The sequence below is a fragment of the Lyngbya sp. CCAP 1446/10 genome, assembly GCF_026130175.1.
In the GTDB taxonomy this organism is placed as follows: Bacteria; Cyanobacteriota; Cyanobacteriia; order Cyanobacteriales; family Microcoleaceae; genus Microcoleus.
Map to the genome: position 1 here is coordinate 43,098 of NZ_JAIGNI010000016.1, position 21,202 is coordinate 64,299.

A 21,202-nucleotide genomic window follows, 5' to 3' on the forward strand; every position below is an offset into this window, starting at 1 on the left:
TCGCGCGCAATTCAACGGACATGAGATGAGCTAGTATGGTGCGTCAGCTTTAAATCATCAATTATCGATCGCATAACCCGCCGCCGTGGCACCCTACAAATTTCATCCCATACATCCGCTACATCCGCTACATAATCCGTTGCCGAACTTTCTGCTGTGCGATCGCCACGAGTGTTTCAGTTTCGCAGTTTGCTATAATTACTTACACGGGTTTTGATGCTAAGGAACCAAGTCTATGACTATTGCGATTTCCCTCAGTCCAGAAATAGAGGCACTGCTTCGCGAAAAAGCCGATCGACAGGGACAAGATATTAGCATTGTGGCTGCCCAATTGCTAACTCTAATTTTGGAATCGGAAACACCAGACTCCCAAGAAGATATTCAGGCTATCCAGCAGGGTTTGGATGATTTTGATTGCGGACGATTTAGTTCTTTTGACGAATTTGCTGAATCACAGCGGCGCAAGTACAATTTACCAGCCAATTGATGACATATCGCATAGAAATTTCCAGCGTTGCACAAGCAGAAGTTGACAGTATATTTCTGCGGATTTCTCAGGTGATGTCACTAGAGAAAGCTAGGGAGTGGTATGATGGATTGTTGAATGAGATCGCATCTCTATCGTCAATGCCAAAACGCTGTCCTTTGGCAAGGGAAAATCGATACTTCAGTAAGGAAATTCGGCAGCTAATCTACGGTAAAGGACGCAATTCATACCGTATTCTTTTCGCAATTGTAAAAAGTGAAGAGGTGTCCACAGTTCGCATCCTGCGTATTCGACACGCTGCACAACAAACTCTTGGTGAGAACCTGGAGTCTGATAAAGGATAATCAGCTAGTATCGTGCGTCAGCTTTCAACTCTCAATTATCAAATAACGCCCTGCTGACAAACCTTACAACTCAAATCCTGCGGTTACGTGCGCTCCGGGCGATCGACCCTCCGACCAAAAAACTCAAATTCCGTAGCCTACGATACATTTATTTTCTTAATCATTGTTTACACTTTCCAAGTGTAGAGAGTGTACTCTCCATAATTCTCCAAAATCTAAACAAGTGCGTTGTTTGCTGGACTGCGATTTATCGATCGCCCAACAGTGAAAAACCATAAGTAGTTTTGACCAGAATTCATCGGAATTGACTCGCACAAAATTTTTGAGCTTACCAGGGCGAAGATTAGCTACTAAATCTGTGCAGCGCCGACATCTATCATGTTGACTCAAGTTAGTACAGGCTCCTGTCATCTATTTTATTGCTAATAACTGAAATTCAACCGCATCTATCTAACACTGGATTCTCATCAACACGGACGGCCAAGAAATTCCGCCTCGCTCCTCCAATCTTTGAGAGCCTGCCAAAAAAGGCATTCTCCAAAAAGTGAGTTCAGACTAAAAATGTTGGGTAAATCTCAGATGTTGCACCATTCTCAAGAACAGGCAAGATGCCTGTTACACAAGATATCAAATTTCTTATGGGGTGGGCATCCCGCCCTTAAAAGGCTTATTTGTAATGGTGCAAGATGTAAGGTAAACCCAACATATTCATCAATGGTTAGACTTCTGCTAACCTATATTTTTTCACAATTACTCGTCCCATAATCCCCATAAAAACAACCATGAGTGGAAACGAATCGCGCGTACAAGCAATTTCTCAAATCGTCAACCGCCAACTGACTCCTGCCAAGCCTCCCAAGCGGTTAGAAGAAATTTGGGCAACAGACGTTTTTAGTCTGAGCAAGATGCAAGAAAGCCTGCCCAAGAGCATTTTCAAATCAGTAAAAAACACCATTCAAACCGGGCAAACACTCGATCCTTCCGTAGCTGATGTAATTGCAGTAGCAATGAAAGATTGGGCCATTTCCAAAGGAGCCCTGTACTACGCCCACGTATTCTACCCGCTAACCAACAGCACCGCCGAAAAACACGACGGTTTCATCTCAGTCCAAAGCGACGGCTCCGTCATCTCAGAATTTGCAGGTAAACTTCTAGTACAAGGCGAACCCGACGGTTCCTCCTTCCCCAACGGTGGCATTCGCTCCACCGCCGCCGCTCGCGGATACACAGCCTGGGATGTCACCAGCCCCGCCTATGTCATGGAAACAGACAACGGCATGACATTGTGCATTCCCACTGTTTTCATCTCCTGGACAGGTGAAGCCCTAGACAAGAAAACCCCGCTTTTGCGCTCCATTGGCGCCATGAACAAAGCAGCAACCAGAGTATTAAAACTGTTAGGAAATACCGAAATTGCTCCCGTAAATTCCAGTTGCGGTTGCGAACAAGAATACTTCCTGGTAGATTCTAATTTCGCCCACAGCCGCCCCGACTTACTGCTAGCAGGTCGCACCCTCTTTGGCAAACCTCCCGCCAAAGGTCAGCAATTTGACGACCACTATTTTGGAGCAATTCCAGAGCGCGTTCAAGTCTTCATGCAGGAAGTAGAAGAAAGAATGTACCGCCTGGGAATTCCTGCCAAAACCCGCCACAACGAAGTAGCACCCGGTCAATTTGAAATTGCACCATTTTTTGAAGCAGCAAACGTCGCCAGTGACCACCAACAATTAACCATGACAATTCTCCGCAACACAGCGAAGAAACATGGTTTTATGTGCTTGCTGCACGAGAAGCCCTTCGCGGGAATCAACGGTTCCGGCAAACACGTTAACTGGTCAGTCGGTAACGCCACCCAAGGCAACTTATTAGACCCCGGCGATACACCGCACTCCAACATACAGTTCCTAGTTTTCTGCGGCGCTGTGATTCGCGGCGTTCACAAATACGGGTCATTGTTGCGTGCGGTAGTTGCAACTGCCAGCAACGACCACCGATTAGGTGCCAATGAAGCTCCACCAGCGATTATCTCCGTCTATTTGGGCTCGCAATTAGAAGATATCTTCGAGCAAATTAGCAAGGGAGGAGCTAAGGGTTCTCAAGGTCGGGGCATCATGAATCTAGGCGTAGAAACACTGCCTACTTTCATCAAAGATGCCGGCGACAGAAACCGGACTTCGCCCTTTGCGTTTACTGGAAACCGCTTTGAATTCCGTGCAGTAGGTTCAGGTCAGTCTGTTTCCGGCCCGTTGGTGGCGATGAATACAATTCTTGCAGATTCTTTGGACTGGGTTGCTAACAAATTAGAAAGCGATTTGGCTAAAGGAACTGACCTGAATGCTGCCATCCAAACAGTTCTGAAAGAAGTGATGGACGACCACGGCGCTGTGGTATTTGGCGGCAACGGCTATTCTGAAGAATGGCACAAAATGGCCGAGGAACGGGGTTTAGCCAACTTGCGGACTACCGCCGATGCTTTGCCCGTCTTGAAGGAAGGATACATTGAAGACTTGTTTGAAAAGACAGGTGTTCTGACTCCCGTTGAATTGGAAAGCCGTTATGATGTCTATGCAGAGCAGTATTTGCTGGCAATTGAAGTCGAAGCAAAACTGGTCGGAAGCATTGCCAAAACCATCATTTATCCGACTGCGGTGAGATATTTGTCTGATCTTTCCAGCACGATTGCTGGCTTGAAAGAGATTGGGATTGAACTGGAAAAGGAAACTGCGGAAAAAGTCGCGGTGCTGGTTAAGTCGATGATGAATACTGCGAGCAAGTTGAGTGATGCTTTGAGCAAGCATGATTTTGCTACGACAGAAGATCATATGCAGTATGCTTCGCAAACAATTCGTCCTTTGATGGATGAGGTTCGCCAGTATGCGGATGCTTTGGAAGGTGAAGTTGCTGATGATTTGTGGCCGCTGCCTACTTATCAAGAAATGCTGTTTGTTAAGTAATAGCAAACCTGGTTAGTTTCGGTAGGGACATGGCAGTGCTGTGTCCTTATTTTTTGGGTTAATTGCAGGTTAGATTTGTTGCATAATTTCCAGAAACCCGGTTTCTTCCTAAATATTTCGCCACCCAACCGAGATTTTTCCAGAAACCGGGTTTCTGAGACTTTGCATAATTGCCAGAAATCCGGTTTCTTCCTAAATATTTCGCCAATCAGATATACCGAACCTGATTTTCCATCTCATCCGCCGTTACTTGATTCAAAATTACTAATAATCGTTGCGCTATTTCTTGGGGTGGACGACGAAAAGCCAAAATTACGCCGTAGTGCGTTCGTGAGGTATCAAAATAAGCTTGTATAAGTTTTTCAAAGTCGCTTCGGTTGTGCGTAACCAGCGTCCTTCTTTGGTTAACAGCGTAAGCGAGTTGTTCTTCATCACTTGCCTGAAGCTGTCCTGCGTCTCTTACGGTTAGAGCATCAAATCCTCTCGCTTTCAACAAATCTGCGACTAATACATTGACATCCTCATCCAGGTACAAACAAATGAATAAATTACTCATAAATCTCGCACCAACGGGTCAATTAAATCATCAGGAATTCGGTTGCGTTCAATATAAGTATTAATCTCATCTTGATGGTCACTGTAATAGCTCAACGCATCGAAGACCTGTGCCAGCGTTAGGTGAGGAAGACCGTTAGGAATTTCTTCTGGTGAAATACCCATACGCCAAGTTTCAACGATCGCCCTAACAGATGTCCGCGTGCCCTTGACAATCGGCTCACCGCTGAGAATTTGCTCATCTCTGACAATGTAAAGATGTTCCGTTGTTTGAACCATAGCTGCAAATACCAGATCGAGTATTTCCCATAATTATAGTGCTTTTACTTGTTACCAGTTAAAGCGAGGCAGAGCCTCTAGATATCGGTTCCCAGGGAGAGCCTGGGAACCAGAGGACTAAAGTCCTCACTAAGCGAGGCAGAGCCTCTAGATATCGGTTCCCAGGCCGTCGCCTGGGAACCAGAGGACTAAAGTCCTCACTACAAACCTAATTTCTAACTGGATGCTTTCTCGATAGCTGGAGGCTCTACCGTATCGCCAAAGGCAATCCGTAGAAAAGGCGGAGCCAAAAAAGTCGTCAGAATTACCATGATAATAATCGAAACCTCCAGCGGCTTATCCAAAGCCCCGCTAGCCGAACCGATACCGGCAAAAACTAACCCGACTTCGCCCCGAGGAATCATCCCAACTCCGATCGCCAATCGATTGATTCCAGGCTGACCAAACACCGCCCAACCAGTAATCAACTTGCCCAAAATCGCCACTACAATCAAAAACACGGCAATCAAAAGTCCCGCCCGATTATCCGGCACTGTTGGGTTCAAAACCCCCAAATCGGCGCGCGCTCCCACCGTCACAAAAAAGATGGGTACAAACAAATCAGCGACGGGTTTAATCAACTCATCCAACTCGTTGCGGGCATCGCTTTCATCTAACACTAAACCAGCCGCAAAGGCACCCAAAATCGCTTCGAGATGAATTGCGTTGCCGATAAAAGCCATGAAAAAAGCAAATATAAATGCCGGCATGACAATATTACCGCGAGTTTTTAGTTTGTCAACTACAGCGGCAAAGGTTTTATTAAAGATGCCGCCCAACAGAATTGAACCTAGCAGAAATGCAGTTGCACCAATGATTAAATAGATGACATTAAGAACATCTATTTCACCTGTTTTCGCTAAACTAGCAACTACCGCCAAGACAATAATTCCCAGCACGTCGTCAATTACTGCCGCCCCGACAATGATTTGACCTTCTTTAGATTTCAGCCGTCCTAATTCAGACAAAACTTTCGAGGTAATTCCGATGCTGGTTGCCGTCAAAGCAGCCCCTGCAAAAATTGCCGGAATCGCCGCCGTATGAAAAATTATCATCAAGCCCGCAGTACCCGCAGCAAAGGGAACTGCTACGCCGACAACAGCGACAAAGGTAGCTTGAATTCCCACTTCTTTGAGTTGTCTGAGATCCGACTCCAAACCAATTTCAAACAATAGAATAATCACCCCCAATTCAGCCAGCACAGAAATGATTTCGCTCTGCGATTCAAACACGCTGCTGACGGCGGCCGGGGACATAGGATTTATTGACTGCAAAACAGTCATAATTCCTGAGTTGGAAGCTGACAGTCCGCCTTCGGGAAAAACGATCAGGTGTAAAGCGGATACGCCAACAATCACCCCTGCTACAAGTTCACCCAAAACTGGTGGAAGATTAAACTTCAGAGCCGCTTCCGCGCCTAATTTGCTGGCAAGATAAATCACTACCAAACTGAGCAGAACTCCGCTCAGAATGATCGGCGAATTTTCGGGATCGAGTGTTGCTAGCAAAGGTATGGGAGCAATTAAGGATGCCATCCCAGAACTTAAAGCTGTAATTGTTGGGTTAAAAAACATGGTACAATGATGATAAGAAAGACATTCTAATCAGATAATTCTGGATGCAGACAAACTAAAGGACTCCGGTTTTTTAAAGGCTGGTTGTGCGGATTTAGATGGTCAAGCAAAACTAGAAGAACCCAAATCGGGGGGTACATCTTGCCACCGCCCTTGTCCGACGGCTTGAATTGCTTCTTTTAGCAAGATATCACCGGTATAAATTGCTCTACCGACGATCGCACTTTTGACACCAATTGGTTCTAAAGCCAACAAAGTCAACAAATCTGCGATCGAACTAACGCCGCCGGAAGCAATCACCGGAATCGAAATAGCGTTAGCAATTTCGCGCAAAGATTCCAAGTTCGGCCCTTCCATAGTACCATCACGGTGAATGTCGGTGTAAATAATTTCAGCAGCACCTAATTCTGCCATTTTCTGCGCCAATTCTGTTGCTAAAACTTCTGAAGTTTCTAACCAGCCTCTGGTAGCAACTTTACCATTTCTGGCGTCGATTCCGACGAGAATGCGATCGGGAAATTCGGCGCACAATTCGCCGACTAATTGCGGTTGTTCGACGGCGACAGTGCCGAGAATGGCGCGCTGAACGCCTAATTTGAGAATTGCTGCGACAGAAGGGCGATCGCGCATTCCACCGCCTAGTTGACAAGGAATGTCCACTGCGCGGACGATCGCCTCAATGGCTGCTAAGTTTACAGGATGACCGGCTTTTGCCCCATCGAGGTCTACCAAATGCAGCATTGTCGCGCCTTGATTTACCCACTGTCTGGCGACTTCGACGGGATTGTCGTTAAAAGTTTGAGACTTGGCGTAGTCTCCTTGATACAGTCTGACGCATTTTCCGTCCAATAGGTCGATCGCTGGAATTACATTCATGATTTTGTAATTGGTAATTTGCACTTAATAACGAACTTTTTATCTACAAATTTTGGCTGTTCCCGTTCCCCCTTCTCATTTTTCCTTACCTGTGCAACGGCTATTTAAATGAAACATAATCGATGATGATAGAGTTGACCACAAAGGAGTATTAACCTCAGCTTTTCGCAAAGCTTCTGCCGTCCAGTCGTTGCAAGTTCTAAAAATCCAGTAACTGTCTTTTGCTTCATAAAAACTGTCGTTTTTGTCGTAGCCGTAGCTAATTTTTATTTTATTACCTCCGGCGTCTAATTGGAATGTATTTTTAATAAAATTTACCATCCTCAGATAATTTTCTCCACTAATTTTAACACATTTGGTTTCTGGATTTGGGAAAAAAATCTGATAACCTTCGACTTGTAGGGTAGATGGATTAGGGAAAATAAGCGCCTTTAAACCAGTAATTGGGTTGATACTTCCTGATGTGGGAGTTTCCAGCATAAAAGCTCGATCTCCCCAGCCAAAAGATAAATATTTATAATCGGAAGCGGCCTCGCGCCCTATTTTTGTTAGCGGTAAATATTGATTCCAGTCAAAATATTTATTCTTAACTGGAACAATGATTTCGGTGTGGATGCCTCCGTTATAAATTTGTATGGAAACCGTGCAATCTGCTTGTGAGTAATATCCCCATTTTGTGGGAGTGAGAAAGCCAATAATTAGGAAAGCGGTAAAAGATAAGATGAAAATTCCTAAGCACTGTATGTTTTTTTTCATTTTAACGGTGGGTGTGGAATTCGGCTTTTTATAAAGACTTTAATCCTTAATAATTCCCAAGATAAGGACTTTAGTCCTTACTACAAATATCGTACCAAATTTTAAACAGAAGGTCGCTTCATTTTCGTGGGAAAGAATGCTCGAAATGCTGAATTTCGTTCTTCGGGGGTTTCATTCGCCCAACTCGACAAGCTTTCGTAGAAAAAGAATGAAACACCTCCAAAGTTTCTTTTTCGGACTTCTTGCACTTGATCTTGAATTTGTTTAAGGGGAACTGGACTATTTTTTAAGCCTGTTAAAATGCCGATCGCAGTTGGAATGTGCCCTTTAGCTAATTTAACTTCTTCGCGATCCAATTCGGCATTAAAACGCTTGATATCGCTGCGATAAACCTGGACTATAACTTCTTCGATGTAACCGCGTCTTTCCCAGCTAAACCAGTCCTGCAAGTGGGCTGGTAAAGCAAAATGTAGGGGATTGGGAGACAAGGCGACAATACATTTTTGTTTGCGGGCTTTGATGGCTCTAAAAAGTCGCGCCATAAAGTCGTTGATTCTATCGGCGCGCCAGCGTACCCAGAAGGTTTCGCGGAAGTCGTTGGAGGGACGGGCTTTGATATCTTTCTGATACATTAATACTGTCAACGGTTCGTATCCAAATTCTGATGGTAAGCCGAAATGGTCGTCAAATTGAATGCCATCTAGATCGTAATTAGCCACAAGTTCGACAACTAACTCTTGGATAAATTTCTGTACTTCAGGATGAAAAGGACTCAGCCAAACGCGATCGTTTGTGCCTTCTTTCCAAATCGTTGAACCGTCACGCCGTTTCGCCAACCAATCAGGGTGCAGTCTGGCTAATTCTGAGTCGGCGGGGGCCATGAAACCAAACTCAAACCAAGGGATTACTGCTATACCTTTTTTATGTGCTGCTGTAATGATTTCTTTGAGGACATCTCGCCCTTTTAATGTGGGTGTGGGGTCGTTTAAATATCCGAATACTCGTTTTGCTACAGCACTCGGATGAATGGTATAACCCCCTTGCCAAACCGTAGGATAAATGGTATTAAAGTTCAGTTTGTCTAGCCTATTTACAGCGTCTGTGATGTTTTTGGGCGAAAAGATCACATCGCTATCAATATTAGTCAGCCAAATGCCGCGCAATTCGGTTTTTGGGGTTTTGGGCGGAGTTTGAGCCGAGAGGCTGGGAGAGAAAATCGCGGAGGAGGTAAGGGCGATCGCAAAAACAACTATTAAAGCCAGTATCCGCTGCCATTTGTGCAGTTTAATCATCAATTTTCCGCAAACACCACAGTTTAACATCATACTGTAGCGTGCACATTGCAAACCTTACGATTATTCTTCAGTCCGCGTCGGCGGACGAAAGTTTGTCTAGTCGCGCTTTCAACCGCCGAGGGGCTTAAAAACCTTAGCAATACAGGTTTTGGTATACCTCATTTGTGTGAGAAACGCTACATGACAAGTTAGGATAAATCAAATAGTTATAACATTAAAATTGTTTTTGAGTCACCATCCATATGAATCCTGATTCTCTCCGTACCTTGGGCGTACCGCCGAATGCTTGGAAAGTTGATGCCAAAATTGCCGACATTACCCGATCGCCGATCGCGCCTCAACCTGTTACCCTAGAAACAGAAACTAAAACCCTGCGTTTGGATTTAGCAAAAGCAGCCATGTTGGTGATAGATATGCAAAATGATTTTTGTCACCCCGACGGTTGGCTAGCACATATTGGTGTAGATGTAACGCCCGCAAGAACTCCAATCAATCCTTTAAAGAATTTGCTGCCAAAATTGCGATCGCACGCCATACCAATTATTTGGATCAACTGGGGAAACCGCCCCGATTTGCTGAATATTAGTGCAGCTTCCCGCCACGTTTACAATCCCACGGGCGAGGGCGTAGGTTTAGGAGATCCGCTACCCAAAAACGGCGCATCTGTATTGATGGCGGGGAGTTGGGCGGCGCGGGTTGTCGATGAATTGGAACAGAAACCAGAGGATATTTGTGTTGATAAATATCGGATGAGCGGCTTTTGGGATACTCCTTTAGATAGTATATTGCGGAACCTCGGCAAAACTACACTTTTCTTCGGAGGAGTAAACGCCGATCAGTGCGTCATGGCTACACTACAAGATGCTAATTTCCTCGGTTACGACTGTATTTTAGTCAAAGATTGTACAGCTACAACATCTCCAGAGTATTGCTGGCAGGCTACTCTTTATAACGTTAAACAATGTTTTGGTTTTTTATCGGATTCTCAGGCTATGTTAGAAGCGATTAAATAGCAATCACGAATTAGCATAGGGGCAATCCCCTGCGGTTCGCCCTCTCGATTAAGACACTGAGTGGGCGGGCACAGGGGGCACCTACGATAATTAACAATTAAAAACAAAAAACAATGACAAATCAGTGCATGATTCCTGTTATGAAGTCTCCGAAAGACTACCAAGCATTTCGCATCAGTCCTGGCGATACTAATAGATTGGCGATTGTCTTCGATCCGGCAACCGCGAATGTTTCATTAACTGTTTGCGTCGAAATTTTCGATGCGGGCGGTAAAACTCCTCCCAACCGCCATCAATTGGCAGTAGAAATGTTTTTTGTACTCAAAGGCAGAGGTCAAGCAACCTGTGACGGCAAAACAGTTAGTATTCAACCGGGTGATAGTTTGTTAGTGCCTCCAACCGGCACTCATCTAATTGAAAATACGGGCAGCGAACGTTTGTACACTTTGTGCATTATGGTGCCGAATGAGGATTTTGTGGAACTAATTCGCAGCGGTACACCAGTCGAACTTGATGAGGAAGATTTGAGAGTTTTAGGGCGATCGGATGTACTTGTATCCTGCTAAGTTGGTAGTCAAGACTTTAGTCTTTTTTTAGAATGATTAAAGTCTTGATGGCGAACCAATCGATGATACAATTATGATATTTACAGTTAAGTTGTGGCGGAAATTATCCCTCTCAATTTTATTACCCATTTTCGATTAAATCTAAAACCCATCTAAACTATGAGCGTTATTTTTCACATTACCCGCAGCCAACAGTGGGAAGAAGCAAAACAAGTGCAATCCTATCGCGGAGATACGCTAGATACTGAAGGATTTATCCACTGTTCAACTTTGCCGCAAGTTCTGAAATCTGCCAATAAATTCTTTTTGGGACAAACAGGATTGCTGCTGCTGTGGATTGACTCAGCAAAAGTAGAATCTGAACTTAAGTATGAATTTGCAGCAGGTGAAGATTACCCGCACATTTACGGGCCGCTGAATATTGATGCTGTGTTGCAAGTTTTTGAGTTTGAAGCGGGTGCAGATGGTAAGTTTCAATTGCCTGCAGAATTAACAGTCAGTCCTAAATAAACTTATTGCATTATTTTGGGATTGATAATTCAACCGCAGATGTCAAGCAGATAAGCACAGATAAACGCGGATAAATGTAGGCGCATTTACAGGTGGTCGCCGGGGCTGGTTTCTAGATATTTGGGATGTGAATTACAGATGGTTTGTGAACCTGCCCCTAGCAATATTGTTGTTGCGATATTTCCCAAATATCAATCAATTTCAATCAACTCTGCCGCGAATTTCAGCGCATCTTCGCGAGTGGCAATTCTCCCTTCTACCCGCGCTAATTGAATCTCCATTAATAATTGACCGATGCGCGGACTTCTGGGAATATTCAACGATTCCATTAACTCATTGCCGCTAACTAATTGGGTGGGATGAGCGATAATGTCATCAGCATCGAGGTAGCGATTAATTAAGGGTGAAATTTCATCAACCGCAACTCCCGCCGCTAGGGCTAAAACTGCTAAAACTGGAAATACTATTCCTACATCGCGAAACAAAAAATACTGTTCTCGTAAAGACATTTCCGCAATTGGTTCTGCTTGCAATTTGGGTAAATATTTCAAAAGCCCGATCGCACTTTTGATCTCTGCATTGCTGTACTTCAACCGCAGCAACTCAGTTTCAGCGATTGTCGGGTCAGAATTTGCCAAAATAGCCAACTTCCCAACCGCCAATAACGGCGTTTTAATTGTATCTCGAATCGATCGCCCAAATTCTCTACCCAACTCTGGATAAATTGCCGCCAAATCAGCAGCACAGGAGTCAATTTTTGTCAAGATATCAAAACGGTCGATCGCACTTTCAAACCAAATCGAAAACAAACCATCTTCGCAACCCTTACAAATCCAAGGAACACCGTGATTATTGCTCAACAAATAACCCAATTCCGTCCGCACCCGTTCCACCGCCACCCGACTCAACAACGGCGCTAATTCTCGAATCGCCGATTGTGTTTCCGGCTCGATCGCAAAACCCAACTGCGCCGCTTGACGGTAAGCTCTTAATAGCCTCAGCGGATCATCTTCCAAATTCGATCGCGAAATCATCCGCAGCAAACCCAACCGCAAATCAGTTTGACCGTCCACAGGATCGATGATTTCTCCAGTAAAAGGATTGCAGGCGATCGCATTTATCCGAAAATCCCGGCGCCACAAATCCCCCTCCAGACTCCCCCCGAAAGCCTCCGCAAAATCCGCCGTACCGCCCGCAAACACCACCCGCGCAATCTGTCGTTCCGCATCCAACAACACAAATCCGGCTTTTGTGCGATCGGCAATTTTTCGAGCAGTCTTCACCGCCCGTGTTAGCATAACGAAATCCAAATCAAAATAGTGCGATCGGCGCCCCAGCAGCGCATCCCGCACCGCGCCGCCCACCAAATAAGCAGGCGGTGTCAACAGTTCCAAATCGAACGGCCAAGTCTCAGGAGATAACGCAGTTGGCAAATTAATCGGCATCGCAACAAAAATCTACTTTCCTTACAAACCATTAAACTCTTGCTAAGCTAGATTAACAGAAAGCTCAGAATTAACCAATCTTTTTGAAATGCACAGAGGATATCAAGAATGTGTATTTGTATTAACTGCCACTATGTAGACCGCTGCTTCACCTACCACGCCGTAGAAGGACAGCACGAACAAATCCACCTCACCGAAACACCCGATTTCGACCCCGTAGAACCCACTATCAACGTCAACATCCGCCCCCGTCAAGACGAAATTGAAATGGAATGGGATGTAGTTGGCTGTGAAAGTTTCAAGCAAGAGACCGGTAAATGGGCAAAAATGCGGCCCGGCGAACTCGTACCGACTTAACGAAGAAGGAAGAAGGAAGAAGGAAGAAGGAAGAAGGAAGAGGGAAGAAGGAAGAGGGAAGAAGGAAGAAGGAAGAAAATAAAACCTGCTGCTTTCTTGTTTCTTCTTTTTCCTCACTTACAAATTACCAATTACAAATTACAAATTCTAAAATCCTCAATTCCCCCAATCTAAAATCTAAAATCTAAAATCTAAAATCAAAATGTCCTATTGCTTAAACCCAACTTGTCAGAATCCGCAAAATTCAGGGGATGCAGAATTGTGCAAAAATTGCGGATCGAAATTGTTGCTAACTAACGAACAATCGCCATCAGCATCTCGCTACCGTACCATAAAGGCGATCGGACAAGGAGGTTTTGGCAGAACTTTCCTAGCAGTTGATGAAACCAAAACCCTGATTTTTTCCCAGTGCGTAATCAAGCAATTTTTACCACAAAACACCGCAGCCGAAAAAGCCGCCCAACTATTTCACCAAGAAGCCGCCCAGCTAGAAACCTTGGGGAAACATCCCCAGATTCCAGAATTAATCGCGCATTTTGAACAAGACGGGAGACAATACTTAGTACAAGAATTTATAGACGGCAAAAACCTAGCCCAAGAATTAGAACAAAAAGGAGCATTCACCGAAACTCAAATTCGGCAAATCCTCAACGATTTATTACCAGTGCTCCACTTCGTCCACAAATCCAAAGTTATTCACCGCGATATCAAACCCGACAATATCATTCGCCGCCGACTATCTCCAGCCCCTTTACCCGCCTTAGAAAATTCCTATCAACGCTCTCCTTTCCAGAAAGATATCGTTTTAGTAGACTTTGGTGCAGCCAAAAAAGTAACAGCAACCGGATTGCCACAAACTGGTACAATTATCGGCAGTGCTGCTTATACAGCCCCAGAACAATTGATGGGAAAAGCAGTTTTTGCCAGCGATATCTACAGTTTGGGTGTTACTTGCATTCACTTGCTGACTCACATTCCTCCCTTCGACTTATTCGACAGCGCCGAGGATTCTTGGGCTTGGCGCAATTATTTGAAGAGTGCTGTTAGCGACGATTTCGGCCGCATTCTCGATACGATGCTCCAAAGTGGCACCAATCGACGCTACAATTCAGCATCCGCAGTCATCCGGCAGTTGAACCCCAAGCCGGTGTATTTAGAGGGGCAGCCTGTGCTGAATGCACCGGAAACGCCCGCAGAACGGATAGTTACACCTGCGCCCGGTGTGTCGCTTTTCACTCGCCAACAGCAAGCCGAAATTCAGCAAGCTTTACAAGATGCGATCGCCCCGTACAATGTTAAAATCCAAGTCAGTCAAGCCAAGCAAAAGCTCAATATAGTCATCAACAGAACCGAAGACAATCCCGTTCACTATCCGCACTTGTCGCAAATAATTGCCACCAGACTCACCGATTTGCAGTTAAAAAAAGTCGCAACCATTAAGCTTTTGGGTAGAGTCAACAATTCTCGCGTCCCCGAGTGGAAGGAAGTATTGCAAATCGATCCCAAGATTCAATTGAGAAACAAACTCCTGCGGCTGCAACACAATCAATTAGCCAAGAAAATCGCCCCAGTTGCCACCCAAGAATTTTGGCTACCGAAGTTAAAAAATACGGATTTCTGGATCGATTCGCTAATGTTTGCTTTGGTTTGGTTTATCTTTGGCTCTCAGATAGTCATTTTTAATTCTTGGTTCGCGCTGATAGTTGCTTCAGGTTTTATGGTGGTCAAACATCAAGTTTCCCAAAATAAAGAATTTGCGAATAAAAATTTATTTGCCAGTTTAGTAGTCTTATTTTTGATAACAGGTGGGATGGGGAACTCAAGGATTTTAAACACTGGAATATTTGGTATTCTTTTAGGTTGCTTAGTTGTAGTTCTGCCGCTGTTTTTTGTTAAGGAAAATTATCAGTAATCGTGAATAGCAATCCCCCAGACGGAACATCAGTTAAAAAATACGGTTTAGCCCTGCACACGGCAACTCCCGAATTAGGTTTAGCAATCAGCAATTTTGACGGCGATTCTCGCTACCAAACTTGGAATTTGGGCCGCAGTTTAGCCACAGATTTGCATCAGCATTTAGTAGAGTTTATCGCGCCGCAAACTTGGGCAAATTTGGCTTTTATTGCAGTGGCGAAGGGGCCCGGAGGTTTCACGGGCACTCGCATGGGTATGGTGACAGCGCGGACTTTGGCTCAACAATTGAATATTCCGGTTTTTGCGGTTTCAACTTTGGCGGCTGTTGCTTGGTTGGAACCCCCCCAACCCCCCCTTGATAAGGGGGGGCTTTTGGATATCGCGCTGCAAATGCCTGCACAGCGGGGGCAATTATTTGGGGCGGTTTATTCAGTTAACAGTAATTCTGGTTTAACTGAGTTGTTTCCAGATACGGTAATGACGGCGGAATCTTGGCAGGAAAAGTTGGCAAGTTGGGAAAATTCCTATCAGTTGATTGAAGTTGGCAGCGAGTTGGGTACGTCGGTTTCTGGTGTGTTGGATTTGGCTTATTTGGAGTGGAAACAAGGAAGTCGCCCTAATTGGTCGGATGCTTTGCCTTATTACGGGCAACATCCTGTGCAGGGAAAATGAATATTGGGAATTGGGAATTTCGCAATTAGTCTATAGCGGTTCTCAAAAAAGTGAGGAGAGCCTCATGCCCTATGCCCTATGCGCTATGCCGTTCGCGTACCTCATCTTTCTGAGAAAGGCTATATATTGCAACTCAACATACATTTAGGATGGTGAAAAATCAATTATGACTTTTATGAACTCAAACTTATGACATTTATGAATTGACTTTAAGCTCAGTCTGTTTTAGGATTTTAATTAATTGCTGTTAGTAAGTCGCATAAAAACTACCGCGTCTTAATATATGGAAAATCGACTGACTCAAACTCAACTAACGCAAATAGTAGCTGAAGTACAACGCCTTTCTAACGTTCGGGAAGCTGAACTTAATTCCGCAGAAGTCACACAAATTTTGCAGGAATTGGGCTTGCCGACCGAGTTGCTAGATGAGGCTTTAATCCAGTTGCAGCGTCGGGAAGCACTGGCACAGCAGCAACGCAGGAATCGGTGGATTGCTGGAGGATTGGCTGCGGTGGCTGTGGGGGCGATCGCCATTACCGGATTTTTCATTCAACAAAGCCGACAGGCCCTGGATCGCATTTCAGTGCAACAAAACCGCATAACTTCCGTACAAGATGATGGCGGCAACTTGACAGTTGTTTCCCGCCAAAACAATCCCGAAATCTTTTACCGCGTCACCTTAAAGGATGCACCTTTAGGAAAAAAACTCTCGCTATCCTGCGATTGGATCGATCCCAGCGGTCAAGTTGTCAAACAAAACAGCTATCAAACTCGCGAAATCGACAAATCTATCTGGAATACTCAATGCCGTTACAAAATTGGTACTGCGGCTACTCCCGGAAAGTGGCAAGTTAAAATGTTGGTTGAAAATCGGGCGATCGGTAGTACATCCTTTCAACTTAAATAATCCTTAAAAACTCGCCTATGGATAAATTTTAACATGAAAATTACTAACAAACCGCGTCAATTTGTAGGATACTGGGGCTGCGATTCTCGCGATAAATTGGAAGCGCGGCTGGCGAAAATTATCAGCAAATCTGGCGGAGAAATCCCAGTGCAAAAAATCGAGAATTCGTCTAATTTGTCCGCCGCAGGAAACGAAAATCACCCAATTTGGAATGTAGCGAGCACCGAGTGCGATCGCCCGCAGCACTTGCCAACCCAAAAAAGTGATAAAACTTGGCAAATCGCTGCCCTCTCAGCCTCTGGACTATCAACGTATCCATCAACCAACGGTTTGCTGTTACCTGATACCTGGGTAAATGTCCGCAAAAATTTCCTAATTTTAGGACGAGAACCCTTTGGGCGAGTAACACTTTACTGGACGCAAATCGAGCAGAGTATTTGGTTTGCATCGAGTTTACAACTGCTGTTAAATATTTGCGAAAAACCAGATATCAGCATTCCAGGTTTGTACAGTTATAGCTGTTTTTCCTATGTCCCAACTCCCTTAACTCCCGTAGAAAAGGTGTTCGCCGTTCCCGCCGGAACCGAATTAACTTGGGAGTGCGATCGAGATAGCGGTGTTATTTTTAAACCCCCATCAAAACCCTTGTTAGAATGGCGAGAAATTTCAGAAGAAATACAAGACGAAGCAGCAGCCATAACAGAATTACAAGACTTACTTAAAAATGCTGTTGAACGTCAAATTTCCGATATAAATAGCCATGAAACTGTCGGAGTATTTCTCTCAGGCGGTTTAGATTCCTCAATAGTCGCAGCTTTATTAGTCAAAGCCGGAGTCAAAGTCCGCGCTTATACTCTCGACTTCGGCGAAGCCGGAATTCCCGAATATCCTTGGGCTCAACAAGTGGCCGATTCGCTGAAAATTCCCTTAGTAAAAGTAGATGCTACGCCACGCCGGATTAAACAAGTTTTGCATTCTGCTGTGAAAGCTTTAGATTTGCCCTTTGGCGACGGAGTTACAGTCCCACTTTACCTGTTAAATGAAGCTGCGAGTCAAGAATGTGCGATCGTTTTTAACGGTGAAGGCGGCGATCAGTTATTTGCAGGATGGACGAATAAACCCCTGATTGCAGCGGCTGTTTATCAAGCCGCAAATCCCGCCGGAGACCAAACTTTTGCCCTGCAATATCTGCGAACTTTTCACCGACTTTGGGGATACGAATCTAAAGTTTATCAGCCGGAAATTTACACTGAAATTCAGAATGTGCAACCTCAAGATTGGCTGCTAGAGGCTCTTAATCCTGCGGTGGGCGGGTCTTTGCTGCATCGCCTCCGCCGCGCGAGTTTGATGCTGAAAGGGGCGCAGAACATCCATCCGCGCGCTGCTAATTTGGCTTTGGCTTTTGGTCTGAAAGTGCGATCGCCCTTTTGCGATTTTGCCCTCACAGATTGGACGTTTAAACTGTCGGGAGAACTGTGTTTGCGAGGTGCTTGTGAGAAATACATCCTCAAACGGGCGGTAGAAAATTGGCTACCTGCGGACATAGTTTGGCGGGAAAAGCGCGGTATGGGCGTGCCGTTAACTTCCTGGTGTTTTAATGAATTTTGGCATGACATCGGCGATTGGTTGAATCCTGCCGTGTTGCAATCAGAGAAACACTGGCAACCCGATTTAGCCGCTCAACTTATCTCCGGCAAATTCGCAGCCGGAATTCAAGGCCGGCGCATTGGCGAGATGATTTGGCTGTTGGTGATGTGGCAAAATTGGCGATCGCAAATTCTAGGTGAAAAGGTGAAACACAAATCTTGGAATCATCCATTTTGGTTGCCTCGCCAGGTTTGGAATTACCGCCAACGGTGGGGAGAATAAAATTCAATACAGTTTAATTAAGCCTGATCCCCCCTAGCCCCCCTTGAAAAAGGGGGGAACAAGAAATTACTCAAAGTCCCCCTTCTTAAGGGGGATTTAGGGGGATCTCCGGGGAATAAAGATCATTAACTAAACCGTATTGAAATAAAATAAACATTTTCGATTAAACAAACACCTGATTTACCATAATGCAAACAATTACCGATCGCAAATCAATCATCAAACAACCGCCTTTCACTCTTTCGCTAGCCCAAGAGTTATTAGCCACCTACGGTTCGCCGCTGTACGTTTATCAAAGCGATATTTTGCGCCGAACTATTGCCCGCATTACCAAGGCAATTGACTATCCCAAAACTCAATTTTGTTTTGCCAGCGTCACCAACGGTAGCATCGCCCTGCTGCAAATTTTTCAGGATTGCGGATGGGGATTACACGCCAATACACCAGGAGATATTTATTTAGGAATTCAAGCAGGTTTTTTGCCCAAAAATATCGTTTACAGCGGCAGCAATCTGCACCGAGGTGAGATGGAACAAGTTCTAAAATGGGGTGTCAAAACTCTGAATTTCGACAGTCTCGCTCAATTGCAGTTATGCTGCGAAGTGTACCAATCTCTCAGGGAAAACCAGCAGGCTTTAGAACCGCCCAGTCTGGGTTTGAGGCTGAATTTGCCCGAATTAACGGGGGATAGTCGCATTGGAGTGCGATCGTCCGAATTTCCCGCAGCAATTGCGATCGCCAAAACAGCCGGATTAAAGCTCACTGGCTTGCATTTTTATCGCGGAACCGGCACTAATTCCACCGCAGCGTTTACTCAAGTAATTGATACGATAATTGCCACCGCGCAGCAATTGCCAGATTGGGAATATCTCGATTTTGGCGGCGGCTTTGGCTATCCTTACCAAGGCGGTATAGCGTTTGATTGGGAACTGTTTGGGGCAGAATTAACCAGCAGAATTAGTCAACTAGACCGCGAAATTGAGTTAATAATTGAACCAGGAAGAGCCGCCATAGCAGGATGTGCTACTTTGCTCGCTCAAGTTGTTTCCACAAAATGGCAGTCAGCTAAACAAATTGTCGGTGTAGATACGACTGTTGCCAATCTTTCAGTGCCGTCAGTTCATGGCGGTTATCGAGAGATTTGTACCTGGAATTGTCGGGATGCTCTACATTTTACTGATATTTGTGGCAATACGACTTATTCGCGGGATTATCTGGGGAAAAACTGTCAACTTCCGGCTTTGGCAATTGGGGAAATTCTTGGTATTTTGGATGTGGGAGCTTACGGATATGCCATGTCGTCGCACTTTTTACACCGCCCCAAACCTGCGGAAGTGCTGTTAGAAAATGGCGGTCATCGGCTAATTCGCCACAGAGAAGATTACAGCGTTTTGTTAGCAAATCAAGTTTTTTTGAACAATCACTAGGAGATTTTTATGAAGTGCATTAAATGCCAAACTGACAATAAGTTAAAAGAGCGCACAGCCAATGGTGGTCGCTGTAAACAATGCAATCATAAGTTTGCTTTTGAACCGACTGCTATGACTGATCTCAAAATAACTGACTCCATGTTTGCCAAGGCGATTACCGATGTTTCTGTGAACGATACGCTGTTTTTTACTCCCCGACAGTTATTTTACTTTCTAGATCAGCGATCTAGAGTACAAAATGAGAATTTGTTTGGCTTGGTTTATCAGTGTATGTTTTATAATTTTTGGAGCTTTTTTTTTGGTGGTATGTTTTTATTATCTTCTGGAATGACAAATGAATTTATTTGCGCCATGTTCGCATTAAATAGTTTATTGTTAGCGGTATTTTTTGTTAAAAGTCGTTCTAGCAAATATTCATATAAACAACGCCAGACTTTTGCAAGAGTTTTGCAAGTTTGGGGAGGAATAGTTCTGGTGTGCGGAATTGGCTTTAGTCAGTTGCTATATTCCTCTGTAGTGCTTGTCGCTAGTTCTGCGATCGGAATCCTATCTATCTATTTCGGAAGCCTAAAAATTCCTAAAGTAACTCAAGAAGTTATTATTACAGACAGGCTGTTTCAATACTGGATTAATAAGTGGACAGAAATCAACTCCTCGATCGCAAAAATGCTGCCTTCTCCCCGCGATACAAATAAAAACGCTGCCGTCAGTCCCGATGTCAGCGCTTACAGTTTTGACAGATTAGTTGTGTGCGATCGCCCGGAAATTGCCCAATTTTTAATCGCCAACAATTTTCACTTTGAAAACAACTGTGCAGTCCTCAGCATTACCGGATATCCTCAAAGTATCTTTGATACAACGATGGAAATGCTGCGCCGCAATCCCGACTTAAAAGTGTACGCTTTGCACGATTGCAGTCCCAAAGGAATTGGTTTAGTTAATCACCTACGCACGAGTTCTAATTGGTTCCCAAATAACAGGGCGATAATTATTGATATCGGATTGTTACCGAAGCAAATTCTGGCGGGTGGCGGCAGTATGTTGGTTATGAGTTCTCAGGAAAATGCACAAAATGCTGCACAATTATCAGCAGAGATTCGCCAAGATTTATCCGCTGAGGAATTGCAGTGGTTGGAATTAGGGAATTATGTGGAATTGGAATCGTTTACTCCTCAAAGATTGATTCAAATTCTGAATCGAGGAATTGCCGGCAGTCGAGATTTAGGCAGCGATGATAGTAGTTTAATTCTGCTAGGTGGTACGGATAGTTCTATCTATGTTGTTGATAGTTTTGGTTGAGTTTTTTTACTAGAATCAATTGAAGACTTTTCGCGAATACAATTAGATTTGAAAACCCTCA

The 21,202-nt window shown here is 44.6% G+C and carries 21 protein-coding genes; 14 read left to right on the top strand and 7 right to left on the bottom strand.

The window, feature by feature from the left end; translation table 11 throughout:
- Positions 1-235 precede the first annotated feature (235 nt).
- From K4039_RS09655 to K4039_RS09665, 3 genes are all read left to right on the top strand, one after another.
- Positions 236-487: a hypothetical protein gene (locus K4039_RS09655; RefSeq protein WP_265234951.1), complete on the top strand. Its 252-nt coding sequence runs from the start codon at positions 236-238 to the stop codon at positions 485-487.
- Positions 487-831, top strand: a complete 345-nt coding sequence (locus K4039_RS09660; protein ID WP_265234952.1) for a type II toxin-antitoxin system RelE/ParE family toxin — start codon at positions 487-489, stop codon at positions 829-831. Before K4039_RS09655 ends, K4039_RS09660 begins: the two co-directional genes overlap by 1 nt.
- Positions 832-1,613: 782 nt before the next feature.
- A complete protein-coding gene (locus K4039_RS09665; protein ID WP_265234953.1) occupies positions 1,614-3,785 on the top strand; it encodes a glutamine synthetase III in 2,172 nt (723 codons plus the stop codon).
- Positions 3,786-3,993: 208 nt separating this feature from the next.
- Here the strand turns inward: K4039_RS09665 and K4039_RS09670 are convergent, their stop codons facing one another.
- The 6 genes from K4039_RS09670 to K4039_RS09695 form a co-directional block, all read right to left on the bottom strand.
- A complete protein-coding gene (locus K4039_RS09670) occupies positions 3,994-4,341 on the bottom strand; it encodes a DUF5615 family PIN-like protein (RefSeq protein WP_265234954.1) in 348 nt (115 codons plus the stop codon).
- Positions 4,338-4,619, bottom strand: coding sequence for a DUF433 domain-containing protein (locus K4039_RS09675; protein WP_265234957.1), 282 nt, complete (start codon positions 4,617-4,619; stop codon positions 4,338-4,340). The genes K4039_RS09670 and K4039_RS09675 overlap by 4 nt, the downstream gene beginning before the upstream one ends.
- A 215-nt stretch (positions 4,620-4,834) precedes the next feature.
- Positions 4,835-6,232 carry a cation:proton antiporter gene (locus K4039_RS09680; RefSeq protein ID WP_265234958.1) on the bottom strand — a complete coding sequence of 466 codons (1,398 nt, stop codon included), beginning with the start codon at positions 6,230-6,232 and terminating at the stop codon, positions 4,835-4,837.
- A gap of 102 nt (positions 6,233-6,334) precedes the next feature.
- Positions 6,335-7,108 (bottom strand): 1-(5-phosphoribosyl)-5-[(5-phosphoribosylamino)methylideneamino]imidazole-4-carboxamide isomerase, encoded by a 774-nt coding sequence (gene hisA, locus K4039_RS09685; protein WP_265234959.1) that lies wholly within the window; start codon positions 7,106-7,108, stop codon positions 6,335-6,337.
- 75 nt (positions 7,109-7,183) lie between these two features.
- Positions 7,184-7,864: a TIGR02117 family protein gene (locus tag K4039_RS09690; RefSeq protein WP_265234960.1), complete on the bottom strand. Its 681-nt coding sequence runs from the start codon at positions 7,862-7,864 to the stop codon at positions 7,184-7,186.
- Between the two features lie 101 nt (positions 7,865-7,965).
- Positions 7,966-9,156, bottom strand: coding sequence for a glycoside hydrolase family 10 protein (locus tag K4039_RS09695; protein WP_265234962.1), 1,191 nt, complete (start codon positions 9,154-9,156; stop codon positions 7,966-7,968).
- Positions 9,157-9,401: 245 nt separating this feature from the next.
- On the opposite strand from K4039_RS09695, the gene K4039_RS09700 reads away from it, so the two are divergent.
- The 3 genes from K4039_RS09700 (at position 9,402) to K4039_RS09710 (ending at position 11,248) form a co-directional block, all read left to right on the top strand.
- The gene (locus K4039_RS09700) at positions 9,402-10,172 is read left to right on the top strand and encodes a cysteine hydrolase family protein (protein WP_265234963.1); all 771 of its coding nucleotides are present in this window, start codon (positions 9,402-9,404) and stop codon (positions 10,170-10,172) included.
- Between the two features lie 113 nt (positions 10,173-10,285).
- Positions 10,286-10,738, top strand: a complete 453-nt coding sequence (locus K4039_RS09705; protein WP_265234964.1) for a cupin domain-containing protein — start codon at positions 10,286-10,288, stop codon at positions 10,736-10,738.
- A 159-nt stretch (positions 10,739-10,897) separates the two neighbouring features.
- Entirely contained in the window at positions 10,898-11,248 is a 351-nt protein-coding gene (locus K4039_RS09710) for a DUF952 domain-containing protein (protein WP_265234965.1), read from the top strand.
- Between the two features lie 191 nt (positions 11,249-11,439).
- Here K4039_RS09710 and K4039_RS09715 read toward each other — a convergent pair whose 3' ends face one another.
- Positions 11,440-12,693 (bottom strand): CCA tRNA nucleotidyltransferase, encoded by a 1,254-nt coding sequence (locus K4039_RS09715; RefSeq protein ID WP_265234966.1) that lies wholly within the window; start codon positions 12,691-12,693, stop codon positions 11,440-11,442.
- Between the two features lie 108 nt (positions 12,694-12,801).
- Between K4039_RS09715 and K4039_RS09720 the strand changes: the two genes are divergently transcribed.
- The 8 genes from K4039_RS09720 (at position 12,802) to K4039_RS09755 (ending at position 21,141) form a co-directional block, all read left to right on the top strand.
- Complete coding sequence (locus K4039_RS09720; protein ID WP_106148769.1) at positions 12,802-13,050, top strand: Ycf34 family protein; 249 nt, start codon at positions 12,802-12,804, stop codon at positions 13,048-13,050.
- On the top strand, positions 13,011-13,238 hold the full coding sequence (locus K4039_RS09725; protein WP_265234967.1) for a hypothetical protein: 228 nt from the start codon (positions 13,011-13,013) through the stop codon (positions 13,236-13,238). Before K4039_RS09720 ends, K4039_RS09725 begins: the two co-directional genes overlap by 40 nt.
- A 14-nt stretch (positions 13,239-13,252) precedes the next feature.
- On the top strand, positions 13,253-14,962 hold the full coding sequence (locus K4039_RS09730) for a serine/threonine-protein kinase (RefSeq protein ID WP_265234968.1): 1,710 nt from the start codon (positions 13,253-13,255) through the stop codon (positions 14,960-14,962).
- Positions 14,963-14,964: 2 nt separating this feature from the next.
- Positions 14,965-15,636, top strand: a complete 672-nt coding sequence (tsaB, locus tag K4039_RS09735; protein WP_265234969.1) for a tRNA (adenosine(37)-N6)-threonylcarbamoyltransferase complex dimerization subunit type 1 TsaB — start codon at positions 14,965-14,967, stop codon at positions 15,634-15,636.
- A gap of 283 nt (positions 15,637-15,919) precedes the next feature.
- The gene (locus tag K4039_RS09740; RefSeq protein WP_265234970.1) at positions 15,920-16,543 is read left to right on the top strand and encodes a DUF3859 domain-containing protein; all 624 of its coding nucleotides are present in this window, start codon (positions 15,920-15,922) and stop codon (positions 16,541-16,543) included.
- A 33-nt stretch (positions 16,544-16,576) separates the two neighbouring features.
- The gene (locus tag K4039_RS09745; protein WP_265234971.1) at positions 16,577-18,412 is read left to right on the top strand and encodes an asparagine synthetase B; all 1,836 of its coding nucleotides are present in this window, start codon (positions 16,577-16,579) and stop codon (positions 18,410-18,412) included.
- A gap of 188 nt (positions 18,413-18,600) precedes the next feature.
- Positions 18,601-19,839 (top strand): decarboxylase, encoded by a 1,239-nt coding sequence (locus tag K4039_RS09750; protein ID WP_265234972.1) that lies wholly within the window; start codon positions 18,601-18,603, stop codon positions 19,837-19,839.
- 9 nt (positions 19,840-19,848) lie between these two features.
- Entirely contained in the window at positions 19,849-21,141 is a 1,293-nt protein-coding gene (locus tag K4039_RS09755) for a hypothetical protein (RefSeq protein WP_265234973.1), read from the top strand.
- Positions 21,142-21,202 lie beyond the last annotated feature (61 nt).

Excerpts from the sequence above, each read along its gene's own strand:
- K4039_RS09755 (WP_265234973.1), top strand. The coding sequence starts at position 19,849 with ATGAAGTGCATTAAATGCCAAACTGACAATAAGTTAAAAGAGCGCACA.
- K4039_RS09710 (WP_265234965.1), top strand. The coding sequence starts at position 10,898 with ATGAGCGTTATTTTTCACATTACCCGCAGCCAACAGTGGGAAGAAGCA.
- K4039_RS09665 (WP_265234953.1), top strand. The coding sequence starts at position 1,614 with ATGAGTGGAAACGAATCGCGCGTACAAGCAATTTCTCAAATCGTCAAC.
- K4039_RS09680 (WP_265234958.1), bottom strand. The coding sequence starts at position 6,232 with ATGTTTTTTAACCCAACAATTACAGCTTTAAGTTCTGGGATGGCATCC.
- K4039_RS09750 (WP_265234972.1), top strand. The coding sequence starts at position 18,601 with ATGCAAACAATTACCGATCGCAAATCAATCATCAAACAACCGCCTTTC.
- K4039_RS09730 (WP_265234968.1), top strand. The coding sequence starts at position 13,253 with ATGTCCTATTGCTTAAACCCAACTTGTCAGAATCCGCAAAATTCAGGG.
- K4039_RS09695 (WP_265234962.1), bottom strand. The coding sequence starts at position 9,156 with ATGATTAAACTGCACAAATGGCAGCGGATACTGGCTTTAATAGTTGTT.
- K4039_RS09705 (WP_265234964.1), top strand. The coding sequence starts at position 10,286 with ATGACAAATCAGTGCATGATTCCTGTTATGAAGTCTCCGAAAGACTAC.
- hisA (WP_265234959.1), bottom strand. The coding sequence starts at position 7,108 with ATGAATGTAATTCCAGCGATCGACCTATTGGACGGAAAATGCGTCAGA.
- K4039_RS09720 (WP_106148769.1), top strand. The coding sequence starts at position 12,802 with ATGTGTATTTGTATTAACTGCCACTATGTAGACCGCTGCTTCACCTAC.
- K4039_RS09690 (WP_265234960.1), bottom strand. The coding sequence starts at position 7,864 with ATGAAAAAAAACATACAGTGCTTAGGAATTTTCATCTTATCTTTTACC.
- K4039_RS09655 (WP_265234951.1), top strand. The coding sequence starts at position 236 with ATGACTATTGCGATTTCCCTCAGTCCAGAAATAGAGGCACTGCTTCGC.
- K4039_RS09745 (WP_265234971.1), top strand. The coding sequence starts at position 16,577 with ATGAAAATTACTAACAAACCGCGTCAATTTGTAGGATACTGGGGCTGC.
- K4039_RS09725 (WP_265234967.1), top strand. The coding sequence starts at position 13,011 with ATGGGCAAAAATGCGGCCCGGCGAACTCGTACCGACTTAACGAAGAAG.
- K4039_RS09740 (WP_265234970.1), top strand. The coding sequence starts at position 15,920 with ATGGAAAATCGACTGACTCAAACTCAACTAACGCAAATAGTAGCTGAA.
- K4039_RS09700 (WP_265234963.1), top strand. The coding sequence starts at position 9,402 with ATGAATCCTGATTCTCTCCGTACCTTGGGCGTACCGCCGAATGCTTGG.
- K4039_RS09670 (WP_265234954.1), bottom strand. The coding sequence starts at position 4,341 with ATGAGTAATTTATTCATTTGTTTGTACCTGGATGAGGATGTCAATGTA.
- K4039_RS09660 (WP_265234952.1), top strand. The coding sequence starts at position 487 with ATGACATATCGCATAGAAATTTCCAGCGTTGCACAAGCAGAAGTTGAC.
- K4039_RS09715 (WP_265234966.1), bottom strand. The coding sequence starts at position 12,693 with ATGCCGATTAATTTGCCAACTGCGTTATCTCCTGAGACTTGGCCGTTC.
- K4039_RS09675 (WP_265234957.1), bottom strand. The coding sequence starts at position 4,619 with ATGGTTCAAACAACGGAACATCTTTACATTGTCAGAGATGAGCAAATT.